Source organism: Lysinibacillus sp. A1 (genome assembly GCF_000801965.1).
Classification (GTDB): Bacteria; Bacillota; Bacilli; order Bacillales_A; family Planococcaceae; genus Lysinibacillus; species Lysinibacillus fusiformis.
In genome coordinates this window covers 1-18,428 of sequence record NZ_JSZM01000031.1, presented here as the reverse complement: position 1 = coordinate 18,428, position 18,428 = coordinate 1, and the positions used below count along the sequence as shown (strand labels likewise).

At 34.5% G+C, this 18,428-nt stretch carries 21 protein-coding genes and 1 pseudogene; 3 read left to right on the top strand and 19 right to left on the bottom strand.

The features are described 5' to 3' along the window. The 3 genes and pseudogenes from PI85_RS24045 to PI85_RS20050 all read right to left on the bottom strand — a co-directional run. A pseudogene (locus PI85_RS24045) lies at positions 1-74 on the bottom strand (arsenate reductase); the annotation flags it as partial. A gap of 12 nt (positions 75-86) precedes the next feature. Continuing rightward, positions 87-1,145, bottom strand: a complete 1,059-nt coding sequence (gene arsB, locus PI85_RS20055; protein ID WP_036124827.1) for an ACR3 family arsenite efflux transporter — start codon at positions 1,143-1,145, stop codon at positions 87-89. After that, positions 1,138-1,464: a helix-turn-helix transcriptional regulator gene (locus tag PI85_RS20050; RefSeq protein ID WP_036124825.1), complete on the bottom strand. Its 327-nt coding sequence runs from the start codon at positions 1,462-1,464 to the stop codon at positions 1,138-1,140. The genes arsB and PI85_RS20050 overlap by 8 nt, the downstream gene beginning before the upstream one ends. 855 nt (positions 1,465-2,319) lie before the next feature. Between PI85_RS20050 and PI85_RS20040 the strand changes: the two genes are divergently transcribed. Next, positions 2,320-3,516: a Ger(x)C family spore germination protein gene (locus tag PI85_RS20040; protein WP_235318517.1), complete on the top strand. Its 1,197-nt coding sequence runs from the start codon at positions 2,320-2,322 to the stop codon at positions 3,514-3,516. A gap of 142 nt (positions 3,517-3,658) precedes the next feature. Here PI85_RS20040 and PI85_RS20035 read toward each other — a convergent pair whose 3' ends face one another. Both PI85_RS20035 and PI85_RS20030 read right to left on the bottom strand, forming a co-directional pair. Then, a complete protein-coding gene (locus tag PI85_RS20035) occupies positions 3,659-4,534 on the bottom strand; it encodes an alpha/beta fold hydrolase (protein WP_036124823.1) in 876 nt (291 codons plus the stop codon). 191 nt (positions 4,535-4,725) lie between these two features. After that, on the bottom strand, positions 4,726-5,289 hold the full coding sequence (locus PI85_RS20030) for a recombinase family protein (protein ID WP_036124821.1): 564 nt from the start codon (positions 5,287-5,289) through the stop codon (positions 4,726-4,728). Positions 5,290-5,378: 89 nt separating this feature from the next. Here PI85_RS20030 and PI85_RS20025 point away from each other — a divergent pair, with 89 nt between their 5' ends. After that, a complete protein-coding gene (locus PI85_RS20025) occupies positions 5,379-6,815 on the top strand; it encodes a SulP family inorganic anion transporter (RefSeq protein ID WP_082011606.1) in 1,437 nt (478 codons plus the stop codon). A 12-nt stretch (positions 6,816-6,827) separates the two neighbouring features. Continuing rightward, positions 6,828-7,247 carry a universal stress protein gene (locus PI85_RS20020; RefSeq protein WP_036124818.1) on the top strand — a complete coding sequence of 140 codons (420 nt, stop codon included), beginning with the start codon at positions 6,828-6,830 and terminating at the stop codon, positions 7,245-7,247. Positions 7,248-7,723: 476 nt separating this feature from the next. On the opposite strand, the gene PI85_RS20015 is transcribed toward PI85_RS20020, so the two are convergent. The 14 genes from PI85_RS20015 to PI85_RS24465 form a co-directional block, all read right to left on the bottom strand. Next, positions 7,724-8,899 (bottom strand): chromate transporter, encoded by a 1,176-nt coding sequence (locus tag PI85_RS20015; protein WP_036124815.1) that lies wholly within the window; start codon positions 8,897-8,899, stop codon positions 7,724-7,726. Between the two features lie 17 nt (positions 8,900-8,916). Then, a complete protein-coding gene (locus PI85_RS20010) occupies positions 8,917-9,225 on the bottom strand; it encodes a PadR family transcriptional regulator (protein ID WP_036124813.1) in 309 nt (102 codons plus the stop codon). Positions 9,226-9,669: 444 nt separating this feature from the next. After that, entirely contained in the window at positions 9,670-9,795 is a 126-nt protein-coding gene (locus PI85_RS25105) for a hypothetical protein (RefSeq protein ID WP_255350110.1), read from the bottom strand. 13 nt (positions 9,796-9,808) lie between these two features. Further along, positions 9,809-11,041, bottom strand: coding sequence for a MobP2 family relaxase (gene mobP2, locus PI85_RS20005; RefSeq protein ID WP_036124811.1), 1,233 nt, complete (start codon positions 11,039-11,041; stop codon positions 9,809-9,811). 19 nt (positions 11,042-11,060) lie between these two features. Then, complete coding sequence (locus tag PI85_RS23655; protein WP_052323572.1) at positions 11,061-11,531, bottom strand: hypothetical protein; 471 nt, start codon at positions 11,529-11,531, stop codon at positions 11,061-11,063. Next, on the bottom strand, positions 11,524-11,859 hold the full coding sequence (locus PI85_RS19995) for a hypothetical protein (protein WP_036124810.1): 336 nt from the start codon (positions 11,857-11,859) through the stop codon (positions 11,524-11,526). The genes PI85_RS23655 and PI85_RS19995 overlap by 8 nt, the downstream gene beginning before the upstream one ends. After that, positions 11,859-12,152, bottom strand: coding sequence for a hypothetical protein (locus PI85_RS19990; protein WP_036124808.1), 294 nt, complete (start codon positions 12,150-12,152; stop codon positions 11,859-11,861). The genes PI85_RS19995 and PI85_RS19990 overlap by 1 nt, the downstream gene beginning before the upstream one ends. A gap of 301 nt (positions 12,153-12,453) precedes the next feature. Continuing rightward, positions 12,454-13,377: a hypothetical protein gene (locus PI85_RS19985; RefSeq protein ID WP_052323570.1), complete on the bottom strand. Its 924-nt coding sequence runs from the start codon at positions 13,375-13,377 to the stop codon at positions 12,454-12,456. 16 nt (positions 13,378-13,393) lie between these two features. Further along, complete coding sequence (locus PI85_RS19980) at positions 13,394-14,437, bottom strand: NlpC/P60 family protein (protein WP_082011605.1); 1,044 nt, start codon at positions 14,435-14,437, stop codon at positions 13,394-13,396. Beyond that, a complete protein-coding gene (locus PI85_RS19975) occupies positions 14,434-15,039 on the bottom strand; it encodes a hypothetical protein (RefSeq protein WP_036124806.1) in 606 nt (201 codons plus the stop codon). The genes PI85_RS19980 and PI85_RS19975 overlap by 4 nt, the downstream gene beginning before the upstream one ends. 1 nt (position 15,040) lies before the next feature. Continuing rightward, a complete protein-coding gene (locus PI85_RS19970) occupies positions 15,041-17,017 on the bottom strand; it encodes a VirB4 family type IV secretion system protein (protein ID WP_052323568.1) in 1,977 nt (658 codons plus the stop codon). 23 nt (positions 17,018-17,040) lie between these two features. Then, on the bottom strand, positions 17,041-17,682 hold the full coding sequence (locus PI85_RS19965) for a hypothetical protein (protein WP_036124804.1): 642 nt from the start codon (positions 17,680-17,682) through the stop codon (positions 17,041-17,043). Further along, entirely contained in the window at positions 17,675-17,998 is a 324-nt protein-coding gene (locus tag PI85_RS19960; RefSeq protein WP_036124802.1) for a DUF5592 family protein, read from the bottom strand. The genes PI85_RS19965 and PI85_RS19960 overlap by 8 nt, the downstream gene beginning before the upstream one ends. Then, the coding region (locus tag PI85_RS24465) for a hypothetical protein (RefSeq protein WP_039392390.1) at positions 17,998-18,428 on the bottom strand (431 nt) is incomplete at its 5' end. The genes PI85_RS19960 and PI85_RS24465, both read right to left, overlap by 1 nt.

The window sequence follows — 18,428 nt, the reverse complement described above, 5'->3', positions numbered from 1 at the left end:
TTCTTTGCCCATCCTTCAGCTATCTGACTTCGACATGAGTTTCCTGTACATAAGAAATAAAGTGTATTTGTCATAGTAATTGCTCCTTATAATTTAATAGTTTTAAAGTATTTTTTCTGCCAACGTAAGGCAACCCATACAAGTCCAATGAGGACTGGCACTTCCACTAGTGGTCCAATAACAGCGGCAAATGCGACGCCACTATGCAGGCCAAACACACCCACTGCAACAGCAATTGCTAACTCGAAGTTGTTGCTTGCAGCTGTAAAAGAAAGAGCTACTGTGACAGGATAAGATGCCCCAACTTTACGGGAAGAGAAGAACGACACAGCAAACATGATCACAAAGTAAATAAATAATGGAATAGCAATTCGCACTACATCAAGTGGCAGTTCTACTAATTGCTCACCCTTTAAAGCAAACATCATCACAATCGTGAACAGCAGTGCAATTAAAGTAAGTGGTGAAATTTTCGGTAAGAACTTTTCTTCATACCACTGTTTTCCTTTTGCTTTAATCCCAATCCATCGTGTGAGGAACCCTGCAGCAAATGGTATCCCTAAGTAAATTAGAACGCTCTTTGTAATCTCCCACATAGAAACGGATACATGGAAATTCTCTAGACCAAACCAACCAGGTAATACATTTAAGAAAAAGTAAGCAAAAATTGAATATGTTAAAATTTGAAAAATAGAGTTAAATGCAACTAAACCAGCTACATATTCACGATCTCCACGCGCTAAATCATTCCACACAATCACCATGGCAATACAACGAGCTAAGCCAATCATAATGAGTCCAGCCATATATTCTGGGTAATCATGTAAGAAGATAATCGCTAAAAAGAACATGAGGAACGGGCCTAGTAACCAGTTTTGTATAAGTGATAGTAATAGCACTTTCCAATCCCTAAACACTCGCCACATTTCTTCATACTTTACCTTCGCTAATGGTGGATACATCATGACAATTAACCCTATAGCAATCGGAATGGACGTTGTACCAATAGACATAGACTCTAACGCTTCCCCAACATTAGGCATGGTGATACTTAATACAACACCTATTCCCATCGCAACGAATATCCATAAGGTAAGGTAACGATCTAGAAATGAAAGCTGCTTGGTTAAAGAATCATTACTCATGATCGCTTCCCCCTACATGGCAGCAATCTGTGCCACAGTTGCACCCGTTTAAAGGCTGAATTTGTTCTAAAATGCCCTTCATCAGTGGCGTTTGATCCTCTACTAAACGGTAATGTTTCCAAGTCCCTACTTTTCGTTCCGTAATAATGCCTGCCTCCTTTAATTTTCGTAGATGTTGACTAACGGCTGGTTGTGAAATACCTAACACATCCACAAAATCACATACACATACCTCCCCATTTTTCATGCATGCAAGTAATTTAATGCGATTTAAATCAGCTGCTGCTTTTAATTGTTTTTCTATTAGTGTGTTTTCCATTTATCTGCACTCCTTATATAATTATTTGCTTATATATTATTTTAAATAAAATCACCTATGTAAAAAAAGGTGACTTAATCCATACATAACTATATACTTATATTATAATTTTATATTTTAAAATGCAATAGATATTTCCCCATTTTGAAAAATTCTTTTTATTGTTGCTTTCAATTCCGGTTTTATTATTTCAGAATGAGATTTTTTTGCATTTTCTTCAGCGTCTTCGATGGTATTCGTTTTACTTATAGTTATAAGTGTACCTACAGCCACAGCATCTGTACGATTACTTCCATGATTACAATGAAAAATATATTTTTTCCATCTTTATAAGCACCTACAACTGTTTTAATAGATTTTCGTACGGTTGAGTATTATCATCAACAATAGGACAATACATGCTTCAGCTCTCAAATCAATTATTTAGTCTATTTTTTCGTTTTTCACGACACTTCTACAGCATCAGCAATCCCAATATAAATTCGATCTTTAATTCAATTCATCATAAGGTTTTGGCACCGTAATCACCTCTAATATCATTTCTTATCATGAGCTTTTAACTATAAATAAATACTATAAGTTAAAGTCAATTTATTTTATATAGACTGTTTATCAAATCATCATACTCCATTTGAAAAGCGTTCGCTAAGAGATGAATAAAAAACCTAGAAGGCTTTTAGTAATAAATTTATTGACATTAAAAAGAAGTGTTAAATTCTTTGGAAAAATTGCGATAAACAAACAACTTTATCGGTTACTTTTGAACTGTTCATGCGATTGGCTTTTAAATGTTTTATGATTAATTTCTTCTTAATTTGTAAAGCCTTTTATTAGATTGACTAAGTTTATACTGAGGTGATTAAGATAACGAAGTCTAAAACAATACTTATATTCATTTCATTCTGCATACTGTTAAGTGGCTGTTGGAGTAAACGAGAGTTAAATGAATTAGCCATTGTAGTGGCTGCAGGTATTGATAAAGTCGATAATGGATTTGAAGTTTCAGTGCAAATCGTTAATCCTAGTGAAATATCTTCACAAAAACCTTCTAGTAGCCAGGCAACAGTCATTACTTACCATTCTACAGGCGTATCTATATTTGAAGCAATTAGGAAATTGACAACAATAACGCCAAGAAAGGCATATTTTGCTCACCTTCAGGTACTTATACTTGGAGATAGATTAGCTACAGAGGGAATAAATGACGTACTTGACTTATTTGTAAGAGATCCTGAAACAAGAAATGATTTTGTAGTGGTAGTTTCTCGTGAATCGCCTGCTAAAGAAATTTTAAATGTGTTAACTCCAATAGAAAAAATTCCAGCAAATAAGATAGTAAACTCTTTACAAGGTACAGAAAAAGCTTGGGGTTCAACTTTATCGGTTAATGTAGATGAATTGGCAACAGTTATAAATAGCGAAAGAAAGAGTGCCGTTTTACCTGTAATTGAAATTCAAGGAGATAAGCAATTAGGTCTAGAAAAATCGAATGTTGAAAAAGTAGAAACCCCAGCAATTTTGAAATATGTAGGATTGGCTGTATTTAAACAAGATAGATTAATCGGGGTTTTATCAGAGGAAGAAAGTAAAAGCTTTAATTTCTTAAATGACAATATTAAAAGTACAGTTGTAGTATTCTCATGTCCTACTACCGGGAAGTTGACCACTGAAATTACTGAATCTACAGCTAAGATTAAAGGAAAATATAAAAATAATACACCCAAAATAAATATTAACATTCATATAGATCAGAACGTGGGAGAAGTTCAATGTGATCTAAATTTAACTGATAGTAAAACGATTGAATATATTAATAAAAAAGCTGCACAAACTATCAAATCTCAAATTGAAGAAACGATTACTACCATTCAACAAAGTTATAAATCCGATATTGTAGGATTTGGTGAATTGCTCTACCGTGAAAATTATAAAAAATGGAAAATCGTTAAAGATGATTGGTCTACGATATTTCCGGAATTAGAGGTAGAGGTTGAAGTATATGTCAATACTAGCAGCGTCGGAACAGTTAATAACTGGAGATCTAAAAAATAAAATAACATATTGTTGAAATCAAAGTGTAGTTATAAACAATAACTTTCTAAGTTGAAAACCACGCATTTTGAAGAGGTCTATCAGAATTCAAAATGCGTAGGTTTGATCTATTGATTTAGATATGGTCTTTGAAAAAAATTTATTATTCACTACATAATTTATTATGAGTCACAAGAAAAGTAATTATTTTTTGATCTGTTTCTTTTGATGACTTTCCAAGCCAAATCAAATGCCCCCATGTGTCAAGTAAACATAATTCTGAAGAAATTATATTTTCATGTGCAAAGTAAGCATGCTCCAATGATACAGATCCATCATATTTACTATGCATTATAAAGGTTGGGCAAGCAACTGATTGTAAAACATTATTCGATATTTCACCAATATTTCTTAAATCAATAAAAAAACCATTACCTGATCGTTGACGATTGTTCATTTTTCTAATAGCCTCTATATCTCCTGGATAAAATCCCTCCCTTGCTTCACTATATTTCAGTTTACTAAAAGACTGAAACATCTGTTTAAAAACAAATTTTGGAAATGCATTATTTAGCATAGAAATTAATTTCCATGTATATTTCTCTATATTTGGGTGAAATAAAAGTTTTGCAGCTTTATATTCTTTATCCTTCGAGGTAAGCCATTCTTTTGTAACAGCTGATTGTAAGGTAAGTGAACAAACCTTTTCTGGATATCTGGCAGCAAAATAAATACCACTTGGACCTCCAGCAGATATAGCAAGTAAATGAACTTTTCTTATATTTAAAAAACCTAATAATTCTAAGTAATACTCGCACGCAACGGAAAGGCTTTTTCCCATTTCCTTAGATGTACTTCCGTAACCTGGTCTTGAAGGTGTAATAACAGAGAAACCTTTCTCTACTAATGCACTATACCCAAATTCTTCTCTGCAATTTGAGTGGCCACCATGTAAGACCAAAATCGGTTCTCCTTTTCCAATAATAGAATACTCTATAGATATTCCTCCAATGGAAAGTATCTCTATTTTTCTTTCCATAATTCATCCCCTATTAATATACATTGTTAAATAATAATTTCCTCTTAACAAAACTACTCAGTTCTTTTCTATGACTGAAGTTCTTAAACTAATTGGTGAAAATATCAGCATCATCTTAATTGCATAATTAGGAATTTAGTAAAACTAATTATATCTTAACTTTTGTGCTGCCATAAGACACCTTTTAAAAATTAACGTTGACTTTCCTGATTTTCTAATGATTCTAAATACCTGTAAAGTGTCGATTTACTGATACCTGTTTCGTTTTTTATCTCAAGTAATGTGAAGTTACCTGAATGATACATAGAAACTGCTTTTTGAATATTAACATCAGGTTTTCTAGGTCGCCCAATTGTCTTCCCCTGCTCTCTTGCGTTATCAATTCCGTTTATAGCTGACTGTTTCGCAACGTCTGTTTGGAATTGCAAATAGTACATTGTGATTTCCTGAAAAGAACAAGTTAGAGTACGGTTACTATAAAGATCTTCATTTAAAAAATGAATGGAGACATCATCTTTTTCACATAATTTTAATATTTCATTAAGGTGTCGAGTTGTATCAGCAATGGCAAGCATGCGTTGAACAAAAATAGTATCACCAGGTTTCAATACCATAAGCATTTCTTCTAACTCAGTCCGTTTTTTAGGTGTCCCATGTGATTCACGATAAATGATCTCGCATTCTTTAGGTAATGCATTTATCTGTTTTTCACATGTTTCATCATCATATAAAGGTCGTATATAACCGTAAATCATCAATTTACCTCCAATTTAATTCCCAAAAAGGTTCCCTTTTAGGAATATAGATGTTAAGATACTCATAGAATTTAATAATAAAGGAGAATATCATGCAAAGTTTAAAACAACAATGGTTCGGAAACATCCGAGGCGATATATTGGCAGGAATCGTCGTGGCACTTGCACTTATACCCGAAGCCATAGCTTTTTCAATTATTGCAGGCGTGGACCCTATGGTAGGGTTATATGCATCATTCTGTATCGCTGTCATTATAGCATTTGTCGGCGGTAGACCAGGTATGATTTCAGCTGCCACGGGTGCCATGGCTCTTCTAATGGTGCCTTTAGTAAAAGAATATGGACTTGATTATTTACTAGCGGCTACTATCTTAACAGGCATTATACAGATACTATTCGGCTTGTTCAAGGTAGCTAAGGTAATGAAATTTATTCCAAATGCTGTGATGATTGGTTTTGTTAACTCATTAGCTATTTTAATTTTTTTAGCACAAGTTCCTCATTTCATCGGCATTTCTACAATGACATATGTTTTTGTGGCAGTTACCCTTTTGCTTGTGTATACATTACCAAGGTTTATTAAGGTAATTCCAGCACCACTTATAGCAATCGTTGTATTAACAGCTTTAGCAATTTTTAGTGGGGTAGAATTAAGAACCATCGGAGATTTAGGGAACATTACAAAATCACTACCTACTTTTCTCATCCCTAATGTGCCTTTTACTTTTGAAACACTTCAAATAATTTTCCCATATTCATTAGCGTTAGCTATTGTCGGTCTACTTGAATCTTTATTAACAGCACAAATCGTAGATGATATGACAGCAACTGAAAGTGAAAAGAACAAAGAAGCAAGAGGTCAAGGGATTGCTAACTTTATTAACGGGTTCTTTGGTGGCATGGCTGGTTGTGCAATGATAGGTCAATCTGTTATCAATGTGAAGTCTGGTGGTAGAGGGCGTTTATCTACCCTTGTAGCAGGATTATTCTTAATCTTTTTAATCATTGTGTTAGGCGATTTGGTTGTAAAGATTCCAATGCCTGTATTAGTAGGTATCATGATTATGGTAAGTATCGGTACTTTTGATTGGGGTTCTTTTAAATATTTAGTGAAGGCACCTCGGACTGATGCTATTGTCATGTTAGTTACCGTGATCATTGTTGTTTACACACATGATTTATCAAAAGGAGTTATTGCAGGCGTTATTTTAAGTGCAATTTTCTTTGTAGTAAAAATCTCAACATTGAAAGTTTTACAAAATGGGAATATTTATATCGTAGAAGGGCAATTGTTTTTTGCATCTACCGATAACTTTATTAATTACTTTAAAAATGCTGAGTTTAGTTCTTCTAAAATCACGATAGATTTTTCAAATAGTCATATTTGGGATGATTCAGGTGTAGGTGCTTTATTTAAAGTAAAAGATTTACTGCAAGAAAAAGGAGTTATTATCGAAGTTACAGGACTAGATACAGCAAGTCAAAAAGTTATGGATCGATTAGATGGAATGTCATCATCTCATTAGAGGAGGAAAAGTATGTATAATCACATTTTATTAGCTGCAGATGGTTCGGAGAACGCCTTACGAGCAGCAAAAGAAGCTGTTAAAATCGCATCAAATAATAAGGAATCGTTAATAGATATTGTCTACGTTGCAGACTTTGAAAAGTCTAAATCTGATGTTTTACATGCTGGCTCTAGCGAAGCTTTACATCTTGAACGTCGTAAAAAGGTTCAAAACATTGAAAAGCTATTAACCGAAGCCAATGTTAATCATAAAGTAACAATATTACACGGAATACCAGGTCCTGAAATCGTTAAATATGCAAATAATACAAAAGTTGATCTAGTTGTTATTGGCAGTCGTGGACTGAATGGTCTACAAGAAATGGTACTTGGTAGTGTTAGTCACAAGGTAATGAAACGTGTTAACTGCCCTGCTTTAATTGTTAAATAAAGAGTACGTCTTGCTCTAAAACAACCTAATTAGATACTTTAAAAGTTTTTTTGAATCACCCTTTAGGGGAACAGAGCAACATCAAAAGAACCTTTTGTTTTTATTCCTAAAATTTGATACTAAATAAAATGGCCAGGTATCTCACTTTTAATTGAGCGCCTGGTAATTTTATTTTTACTAGAATTTTTTATAACTTCTATCCTAAATGAATCTTAATAAATTTTTCTAGATATTGAAGTTTAGTCAAATTACTTTCATCTTTACCCAATCTCAAATTGAGGTATTAATTCGAAATAAATACTATCTATGTTTTTTCATTGAATTGAATTAATCCCTCAAAATATTAACTTTAGCACGTACTACTACATATAACTATGTTTAATTATTACTTCATAAAACATCTTATAAGTTGCTGCTGTGCTTCTTTATTATTATTAAAGCTAAAACAAATTCCACTGGCATCATGATGAAATCCATTATAAGAACAATAATCCTGCAATTGCACCACTTAATACAACTATCCACGGAGGTAATTTCCAATAAACGAGCATACTAAATAGAATTGCTACGAGAATAAAATCAATTGTTTCGTGAATAGAGCTAGTCCATATCGGATGATACAAAGCAGAAAGTAGTATTCCTACTACCGAAGCATTAACGCCCATAAGCGCACCTTTGATTTTTGGGTTATTACGTAACATATCCCAAAATGGTAAGGTACCAAGAATTAATAAGAATGCCGGTAAAAACACCGCAAATGTTGCAAATAATCCACCTTTCCAACCTGCAGTTACTGCTCCAATGTATGTAGCAAACGTAAATAAGGGACCAGGTACGGCCTGCGCTGCTCCATATCCTGCAAGAAATTCCTCTTTACTCAACCAACCAGTAGGTACAAATTCTTGTTCTAATAGTGGTAATACAACATGCCCCCCACCAAAAACTAGGGAACCAGAGCGATAAAAACTATCAAACATAGTAACCCATTGTGATGATGAATTACTACTTAATATAGGTAAAAAAAACAGTAATCCAAAGAACAAAGTCAAACAAAAATATCCTAGCCTTTTAGATACAGGGAAAAGTGTAACATTCGTTTTTTCCCCTCTTTTAACTTCTTGGCGGTATAAAAGATAGCCAATAAATCCAGCTATAAGAATTACACCTATTTGTGTAAATGCTGTTTGCCAAAGTAATGTAACTACTAGTGCAAATAATGCGATTGTTTTTCTTTTGATATCAGGAGTTAAATTTTTTGCCATTCCTAAAATTGCATGAGCAACAACTACCACAGCAACAATTTTTAAACCCTCTATCCAACCAGCGTCTTCAATGCCAAACGTTTGGAGTGCAGTAGCAAAAATAATAAGTGCTATTATTGATGGAAGGGTAAACCCTAGAAATGAAATAATTCCTCCTATAATCCCACCACGCATAACACCTAAACCAATTCCAACTTGACTACTAGCTGGTCCAGGTAAGAATTGACATAACGCAACTAAGTCAGCGTAACTCCTCTCATCCATCCATTTTCTTCTTTGAATATACTCTTCATGAAAATATCCAAGATGGGCGGTTGGACCGCCGAATGAAGTGAATCCTAGTCTTGTAGATACAATTAAAATTTCTAACCAATTTTTTAATTTGTTCATATCTTCACCAACTTTTACTAATCTTTAATTTCTTTAAATAATTCGAAAGCCTTCGCACGGGCTTGTTCAAGTACTGCTTCCCCTTTAATTGTAGTCGTATAATACTTTCTGATCTTCCCCTCCACATTTTTTTCTTCTTTTAGTAATAATCCATCTGATTCCATACTGTGTAAAATAGGATATAATGTGCCGGAGCTAATTTCATATCCATGTTGATGTAATTCTTCTAGCATCCAAGCACCATAAATAGGATGATCCTTTGCGTGATGAAGAATATGAATTTGTATAAAGCCTAAGAAGAGCTTACGTAGAATCTTGTCTTCCATTATTATTCCCTCTTTTCAATATCGAAAAACGATATCGGAAAACGATATCGAGATGGCACACTTAAATTACCATATATACTTTTTTATTTCAATCCGTTTAATATAATTATAAATTAATTTACATTATCTTTACATAATAAGAAAACTAAACATATAAGTTTCAAAACGAGATTGATCATATACTAAAGTGTTCGAAAATTAATAATAAAGTATGCTTATTGAGCTAAAAGGAAATTTTACAATGATTATTACTGTTTCCTTTTTTTAGACATAAAATAGAGTACGTTCAGTTTGCTAACATACTCTATTTTTATATTTTAAATATTCTCTATTAAAATCTCTTTAGTAACGAATTATGAAGCTTCACCGTTTCGTCTACACTATTTATTCGAAGCGTAACATGTTGTTCTTTTAATTCTTTGATAAATGCATATACCATGTTGTTCATTTTTCTCCATCCTTTTTATCTAGGTTATTTTCAATACACGACATACACTTTGCCCCTTGATAGGGTTCTTTTACTACATCAAGAACTTTATTGCATAGTTCACACTTAACTTGATAGATCATTTAACAACCTCCTCTAACGAGCATAGCCATCTAACATGCGGTCAAATTCATCCAGGTTTCGTTCCTTTTTAAAGTCATGGTACGTTTTTCGTAATCGATAATTCAAGTTGTTTAATGCATGATTCAACCGTTTAGAAACCTGTAAATTTTGTCGATACATAGGACCTTGATACTTCCTTTGAGATTTAGATAGTTCATACAAACGATGATCAGCTTCTTTTTGATAGGCGCGCATTTCAGTTAAAACCGCATTTCCCATACGTTTTTTCAAATCATCTAGTTTGGTCTGCTTATAGTTTTGATACTTGCTGCCCTCACCGTACTTTTCCCTCATAACTTCAACTTCTTCATCCAGAAGTCTATGAAGATCTTTCATTTCATTTTTATAGTAACGATCTAAATAAATATCAACGATTTGATCAATGTATGGTCTTGCCCCATCAATAGACTGATAGCCATACCTCCATTGAGATCGATCTGGAGGTAATCGTTGAAGTGCTTTTCGAAATATTTTTTTTGTTTGGCGGTGTGTAGATAAATCGATTCCTTTTTCTTTTTTTAAATTCACACTACCCCGAATCAAATCCGTAACAAGATTACGTTCCTTTGTTCGATCCATAATAAGGTTGGCTACTTTCGACTTCATTTTATCCAGGGAACCTTGTTTACGTTTGGCCCGAACTTGTTCTTCCCATTTACCTGTTACCAAATTCTTTGTCCATTTTTTAACCCGTGTGGGTATCGGCTCTACTGTCGCTATATGAACATGAAGATTATCCGTGTTGTAGTGAATTGCTGCAGACCATACGGCACTATCCATCATATTCTCTGCTTTTAACATTTCGTTTACTGCAGCTCGCACAGTATTTTTCATTTTGACTTCATTAACTTGTCCACTTTCATCCATTAGTCCATACTTTTGTAGCCAGGTGTTATCGAAGCTAATCACGTCTTGCCAAAGTGGTGAACCATTTTCTTGTGCCTGTTGAAACAAATCTTTTAATGAGTTTTTTTGTTCCGCATTGATCATATCTTCAGTAGAAGAAAACAATGCACCTTGCTTTTTTTCATCTCCCATATAGTCCATATACTGATAAAAAACAGAGAAAGAATCATTTTCTTCAAAAACAATCTTCTCGTTTACTTTCGCAGCATCGCGATCAATATAACTAATAAAATCCTGATACTCATCGCTTGATGGCATTACAAATCGACTTTTTAAAATAACACCAGGAGAACTATTCATATTAATCTCCTTCTATCCATTAAGAATCTTGATTATCTGACAAAGTTCTTTTTGTCTCTCGATCTATTTTCTTTTGACGATTATGAGCAATACGATCCTTAATTAATTCCTCAGCTTCTTCAAAAGGCACTGTTTTATATTTATCTGTAGAACCTAATTGTTTTGCATCGGTCATAATGAAATAGTGATTCCAAAATTCAAGCATCATTTGAGTATTACGATCAATAACATTACTTGTTACACGTACTCGCTTTAAGTCTTCTGTAATTGGCTCAAAAATTCGTTGCAAGTGTTGATACATTATTGCATCTATTTCAGTAAGTAAAGCTTGATTTTGAGAAGACTCATTTGCAAAATAAGAATCAACTAGATACTCAATAACAGCCCCATGTGAGGATAATTTTCTATCCTTCTTTAACTGATCAATTTTTTTAATAGTGGACTCAGTTAAGAAAAGATTTTTTTGTTGTTTCTTATTTTCATTACTCATTTTGCTTCAACTCCCTTCCGACCACTTCAATTAATTGCTGCTGTATTTCTTCCTCATCACTGTCAAATAGTAAGTACAACATCGATTCAATTCGCGATATACGCTCATATAGTTCACTTTGTTGTAGTAAGTATTGTTCCATTTGTTTTTGAGAAGACATTACAACCTTTTCAAAACGATCTCGTTCTTCAATGAACACATCATAGTAGGCTATTCGTTCAAGCAATGATTTTAAATATACCTGGCGTGACACCTTTGCTTTTTTAGCAGCTTTTTCAATTTTATCTATTGCTAATTCATCGACATCTCGAACTAATATATCCCCCATTATTCGTTCACCTCTTGCTCAATAACTTTATGCACTTCGCGATTTAAAACACCCTCGATTGAAATAAGTTTCTTCAGCAACTCTTCATTCGATTTTGCAAATGTCGCAAACACATCTATATGCATCCCCAGCATTTCTTCAAAGCGATTTTTTTCTTCTTGAAATAAATTTGGAGTCGTTATCCGTTCTAAATGAAGATTGATAAAAGCATTTTGTGTCATCTTCTTTTTCTTGGCCATGCTTGCTATTTTTTTCTTAATTGCTGGATCGACACGTGCTTTTATTTCAGCCATTGTACAATCTCTCCTTAACTTCAAAATCACTAGGGCACAGAGCGTTTCGTCTCTTTTAGAGACGAAACTGAAAGTAGCCTGCTAAAGCAGGCTACTGAGTGAAAGAGCATAAGGGAAATCTGCTATCACTTCGGGTGATAGACTAGGCAGAGCCTAGTATTTCGATGTCCCCATAAAAAAGCGCCTTTCTACATATTTTCTATACAAACATACTTTCCCTTCTATATACTTTCTATATAGTTTTTCAATTAAAATTCGAGCTATTTTTAACACTAATGCAACTAAATTTCATCTCAATAAACTATACTGACGCATCTTTAGCTGCCTCTTTTTTCTTTTCACCAGAGCGAATCATTTCAATTTTTTGTTGCAACTTCTTTCGCTTATTTTGCAATTCTAGTAGATTATTTTGATATTCTTTTTTCTTTTCATTTACGTTTTCAATAGCCGTTTTTTTCTTTACAAGTTGAAGATGTACCTCTTTTTTTTCATCTTCTGTCTTATACACAAGTTCGCTTTCAAGTTGCTTCATTTCGTTTTGGATCGATGCAATAATGTCATCTTGTAATGGAAGCTGCTCCTTTTCCAACGTATGAATCTTCTTAACAATTTGTTCAATTTCAAGCGCAATAAACTCTTCTTGATAAGCGATTTCTGTCTTTTCTTTCAAGGTTTTATCCTCGCTTATTTTTCGATAATCGCCAACAATAATCTTTTCTTTTGGCTGTGGTAAATCTAAAACAGCTGATGGATCGACTGCTCCTTTTTCAGCGAACAGCTTATCTCTTGCCTCACTTTCCAGTATCTTTTTATCGCGAATTTCCTTTACAAATAAACCAATAACAGAATAATTTTGAGGCACTTCTGAAATATGAAGAACGAATTGATTATCTTTTTGATAGATAATTTTCACAGGGTAAGACTCCAGTGTTTTGGACGCTTTGGCCGCAAATGCAAAGGTAGGCTTGACATTATCTGAGCCTGTATATCGTGTCTCAAGCAATACTTCCATGAACCCTTTTTCAGGGTTATAGTGCCATTTCTTTAAAATTAATGTCGTTTGTTCTAAACCTATTACGTCTTTATTAAAAGGGGTTTGCTTAATAGGATTATCATCATACATCCACAATTTCGATGTAAAAATAACCAAAAAACTAATGATCACAAACGCCATCAAACTTACATAAAATTTATTTTCTCTGCCTTTATTTATTTTTAATTTCACAAGTTAACGCCCTCCTTTATTCAGAGAAATCGGCCACTCTTCCATACCCCACAATGACAGATCCCCAATAACCAGTTAGCGCGTCATCATAACGCACTCCATCATTTTGTGAGTTAAACATTTTTCCGTTTCCTAAATACATACCAACGTGTGTAACTGGTGCGTAATTAGCACTTTTAAAGAAAATTAAGTCGCCTGGTTGCAATTGGTCCCGTGTAATTGGTTGCGCAAATTGATATTGTGTATACGCTGTACGCGGTAGTTGGATACCAACTTTTGCGTAAGACCATTGCATTAATCCTGAACAATCAAAGCCCATTTTTGGATTGTAGCCACCCCAAACATAAGACCAACCTTCGTACTTTAACATCTCGTTTAAAATCGTTTTAAAAGCTTCATTTCCAACAATTTGTGAACCCATAGGAGAACAATTCATCGTTAAACCACCCAATTCACTAGCAAATTTAGTGACCGTTGGTACCCAATGTGCATTCAAACCGTTTGGATCATTTGCTGCTCCGATTGGTGCATAAACGCTTCCTAATGATTCAATTGTTGAGAGTCCGTCATCGATAATCCGACGCTTTAAATTCGCCATCGTGTATGACAAACCTTCCTTTAAAGAGGAAAAATGCATTAACTTAGACCAACCAGTGGCCGGGTCCATGATGCCTCCTGGATTGTTTTTATTCACCACCGCATTCGATGTCCCTCGACCTGTTTCGTGAAAAGCAATGGCTGCAGCCAAGACAGGATCAATACCATTTAGTCGTGCAAGTTCAATAAATAAATCACCTTTTCCAGTAAAAGCTCCTGCATTAGAAAAGGCAGCATTCCAACTAGCTTCATCGATTTCTCCTGTCACGGAACAAGAGGATAAACCATTTCCTCCAATCGGTGAACTGTTGCTACCTGAGCCTCCAATTGCACCAATTATGATGATGATCGCCAGCAAAATGACACCCACAATTGCAAAGAATGAAAGCCCTAACGAGCCTCCAATCCATAGCAAAACCTTCTTACCTACCTGCTGTCCAATAAAATTTATTAGTTGCTTCATACTCGATTCAACTCTTTTACAACCCATTCTCCAGACTCAGAAAGTGTTAAGGTTAATTTGTACATGTTAGACTGCTCTCTAACTTTCTTGCCTGCAGAAAGAACATCCCATGTTGCATAGATCATAAAGCATATATCTCGACCTCCCTGTGCCTCTATAGACGATACTTCCTGTGACTGGACCTTTCTTGTTAGTTGATCCTTCGGAGCTAATACTTCATTTTGCACGACAATTAAAAATGGAGCTGTAGAAATTTCCTTCCACATCTCCATGTCTGCATCATTTTCTAGCCAAGATTGCATAACTTTCTCTGCTATTTTTTTCGCTGTCTGCACCTTTTCTTCACCGAATTTTGTCACGTATTCTGCGTTATAATCGATTTCAGTATTCCCAATAGGTACTTGTTGATCTTTATAGTTTTCATCCTCTGAATTTGTTTTTTCCACCTCTATAGGATCTGTGTAGCTATATTCTTTTTCTCCATCAAATCCAGTATCATTTTTATTTTTCCCATCATAGAAGAAAATTTTTATCATGAATGCTAACATGACCAAACCAATGAATACGACCAATATTAATTTCGACTTTGTTGAACGTTCCACATTACATACCTCCTCTAAAGATAGCTAGTTCTTCCTCAGATGCTTCTACTGAAAACATCAAGTTGCCAACACCGCTAATCGACAATAAACAATCTCCTTGTTGTAATTGAGGTATTTGAGCCAACTCACTTTCGTTGATCTGTCCTTCAAAAATAGACCGCATAGCATCTAATGTATTGGCATCTTGCTGCATAATAAATTTGTATTGAGTTAGTTCAAATAAGGTACGAATCTTCGTCACAACTTCTGAATCCGCATGCTCTGGCACAACATCTCGAATGGATTGTGTTGCGAATACCAATCCACCAAGATATTTCCGAGCTTCCCTTTCGAATTCTATTAAGTAATCAACGGCCAGAACATTATCTGCATTGATAATACGATGAGACTCGTCTATAAAGATCACCGATCGTATAGCATCATCTTCATTAAAATTAGGGTCTTCATAGATAGCTTTTAATTGGGGAGCACCAATTTGAATAAGATTATCCCAAATCAATGAAAGTGCACTAAACATTTGTGCATTAAATATATTCTTCGATAATCTTGTGAGATTTCTAATAGAGAACATAATGATTTGTTCGTTTGTAAATTTTGGCAACGTTGTATGACCGTTAAATAAATGGCCGTATGTGTTCACCAAGTTATCAATGACTAATTCAATTTTTTCTAATCGATTAGCCCGTGCAATAGATAGTTCTGGTCGAATGATACGTCTTTCAGCATTTTCGTATAACTCATCACGAACATACACTAAGAAATCACTGAAAATTGGGTACTCTTTGTTTTTTAACTCTGTCACGCCTGTTGTTTCAATACGCTCTTCAAACCCCAGAGAATGATAAAATTCTCGCGTTATTTTCTTAAATTCTTCCATTTCTTCTGTCGATGGGTTGATTGCTAAAAACTGATAAAACGTAGCTAATTTTGAAAGGTGTTGCATAAAACTTAATTTTTCACTCTTTTGATCCGAACCATCGCTTACACGATAGATGTGTAAAGGATTGATAATACCATGCGAACCGTCAAGACTAATTAATTGGCCGTTTAGTGTTTTGGTTGTTGTTTCAAATTCACCTGTTACATCAAATCCTCGAATAAAGTTTCCTCGACAGGCATTGTCTGTAAAGAGCTTTTTTAACAAGGTTGACTTACCAGCTCCCATTGTCCCAACTGCAACAGCATTATAGTATCGACGTTTTTTATCCCTATGGAACAAATCATAAATGACATTACCACCACTAAATGTTGTGCCTAAATAACTTCCTGTTGGATCATTAAGCTCTGAAAAATGAAAAGGCAAACCTGCAGCTAATGAAAGCGCTGGTATGCCTTTACTTTCTCTTTTATTTTGAAATGTTTGTTGCTCTTCATAAGGAACAAAAAGGGACTGCCATTCCCAACTACTTTCATTAAGAAATGTCGTTCCCTTAAATCCATACGAAACTAAATCCGTTTCAACTGCTTGTACTTTTTGTTCCAGTTCATGCATTGTTTTGGCATGTACAAATAAACGAATATCGACAAGCTTTACGACTTCACCCATTTGTGAAATTTCCTGATAAAGTCTTTCTAACTCATGATAACTATTTTGAGCATCCATTTTTTCAGATTGTTGTTTACCACTAGAATAACGTACGGTCTGCTCTAACATACTTTTATTAATGGAACTAACCGTTTCATCTTTAGGCATTGTCGCAGTATCCATCGTGACAATGACATCACGCATGGAAAATATTTTTTCTAACCATAGTTTTGATACACCCGTTGGATAGTCCCATATATGTATACAGGCCTCATAACCGTCTCCCTTTTGAATGTATTTATCTTTAAATTGAATGCCACCCTGGGGCTGTATGGCGGCTAAAAAAGCAGGGTTATGCTCTTTCTCTTGCTTCTCTCGCTTGGATTCATCTGGTTGCTTAAACTTCAAAACAAAGTCTAATATAAACTTCTTAACAGAGTCTAATAGCTTCATCGTTAATCATCCCCCTCCTATACTTATAATTTTGAGTTTTGATTGGACATCATAAATAAAATGTCTTGCTTCTTTTCATTTGATAAAGTTTGCAAAGGGAATGATTGTCTCATCCCTCTCACCACTTGCTTTTTTTCATCCTCTAAAGTCTGAGGTGATTTAGCATAAATGAATAAGAAAAATTCACGATTTGTACGTTCACGCTCTAAAAATTCTAACTCAAATAACTTCCGGTTGATAGAACGTATGCGTAAGGGATCTGTCGTTCTTTCTCTTTTTCTCTCCCAATAAAGCCTTTGCTTTTCTGTATTGGCTGGAAAGTTTAACCCGACAACTTTATCTTGGGACGCAGAACTACGATAAAAGCGAGCTTTTTCTAAAAGTTTTATTGTTATATCCGTATCCGTTAGTGAATGCAAGTCATTAGGCGTTATTTGAAAAATATCCATATAGTAGCCTTTTTTCATCACAATGTAATCTTCAGTTATATCGAGAAATGGCATAATCATGGGGGTCTTCCGTAAAACATGTGATTTTCTTTCAATTTTTTTCTTTGATGTTTTATTCTTTTGAAAAAAAGGATACTTTTTTAAAAAGCTTTTTTTAGATGCTTTTTCCTCCGTATAAGTAGGGACAATTATAGGCTTGATTTTCTCTTTATTCACGATGATCCCCCTCTCCATATAAATAATCATTCATAACTTTTTTTACATCTACTGCATGATAGGTATATTTATTACGCTTGAAATAAAAATACAATGACATGTAGTTTTTGAGTCGCGGATTATTTCTGGAAGGCATCACCATCCAAAACAATGTACCACCTGCAATCAATATATAAGGAATAAACAAAATACCGTGTACTAAATCTTTTAATACGGTGAAAAAAAGAAAGAAGCTAACCAATAAAATGATTAACTCCTTTACTTCTAAACCAACAATCCTTGGCTTTGCTTTGATTTCTTTTGGAATATCATACATTATTCTTGGTCACTCCCTTGTTTTTTTTCTTTTCCTACTTTTCCTACATTATTGGTCATACGGCGGATATTTTGACCAAGTGTAAACCCACTATTACCAGCACGATTCACACGTTCCTTAAATTGTTGTACAGAAGGATTTCCGCCAAGAATTGTATTTGTATGCACGGACTGTTTATGCCCATAAGTTTTAGGATTAATAGGAGAAGACTTCTGATTAGGTTGCATAGTACTACCTTGACCTCTTACAGTCGAAACTACCGGCCCTTGCTGTACATTTCCTGGTGTCACAACATTTCCTGTACCCGATGTTGCTGTCACTCCTGGTGTACTTGGCTGTGGTGCTACCCCTACTGATGGGATTGTTTCACTTACTTGATGTATATTTGCTCCTGTTGGAACATTTCCTGCACCCGATGGCGTTGTCACTC

What these genes read in the sequence shown, in the direction of transcription:
- arsB (WP_036124827.1), bottom strand. Translation starts at nt 1,145, where the DNA reads ATGAGTAATGATTCTTTAACCAAGCAGCTTTCATTTCTAGATCGTTAC.
- PI85_RS20030 (WP_036124821.1), bottom strand. Translation starts at nt 5,289, where the DNA reads ATGATTTACGGTTATATACGACCTTTATATGATGATGAAACATGTGAA.
- PI85_RS20050 (WP_036124825.1), bottom strand. Translation starts at nt 1,464, where the DNA reads ATGGAAAACACACTAATAGAAAAACAATTAAAAGCAGCAGCTGATTTA.
- PI85_RS20015 (WP_036124815.1), bottom strand. Translation starts at nt 8,899, where the DNA reads ATGAACAAATTAAAAAATTGGTTAGAAATTTTAATTGTATCTACAAGA.
- PI85_RS20010 (WP_036124813.1), bottom strand. Translation starts at nt 9,225, where the DNA reads ATGGAAGACAAGATTCTACGTAAGCTCTTCTTAGGCTTTATACAAATT.
- PI85_RS20035 (WP_036124823.1), bottom strand. Translation starts at nt 4,534, where the DNA reads ATGGAAAGAAAAATAGAGATACTTTCCATTGGAGGAATATCTATAGAG.
- PI85_RS20020 (WP_036124818.1), top strand. Translation starts at nt 6,828, where the DNA reads ATGTATAATCACATTTTATTAGCTGCAGATGGTTCGGAGAACGCCTTA.
- PI85_RS19995 (WP_036124810.1), bottom strand. Translation starts at nt 11,859, where the DNA reads ATGGGGGATATATTAGTTCGAGATGTCGATGAATTAGCAATAGATAAA.
- PI85_RS19960 (WP_036124802.1), bottom strand. Translation starts at nt 17,998, where the DNA reads ATGTATGATATTCCAAAAGAAATCAAAGCAAAGCCAAGGATTGTTGGT.
- PI85_RS19970 (WP_052323568.1), bottom strand. Translation starts at nt 17,017, where the DNA reads ATGAAGCTATTAGACTCTGTTAAGAAGTTTATATTAGACTTTGTTTTG.
- mobP2 (WP_036124811.1), bottom strand. Translation starts at nt 11,041, where the DNA reads ATGAATAGTTCTCCTGGTGTTATTTTAAAAAGTCGATTTGTAATGCCA.
- PI85_RS25105 (WP_255350110.1), bottom strand. Translation starts at nt 9,795, where the DNA reads ATGATCTATCAAGTTAAGTGTGAACTATGCAATAAAGTTCTTGATGTA.
- PI85_RS23655 (WP_052323572.1), bottom strand. Translation starts at nt 11,531, where the DNA reads ATGAGTAATGAAAATAAGAAACAACAAAAAAATCTTTTCTTAACTGAG.
- PI85_RS19980 (WP_082011605.1), bottom strand. Translation starts at nt 14,437, where the DNA reads ATGAAGCAACTAATAAATTTTATTGGACAGCAGGTAGGTAAGAAGGTT.
- PI85_RS19990 (WP_036124808.1), bottom strand. Translation starts at nt 12,152, where the DNA reads ATGGCTGAAATAAAAGCACGTGTCGATCCAGCAATTAAGAAAAAAATA.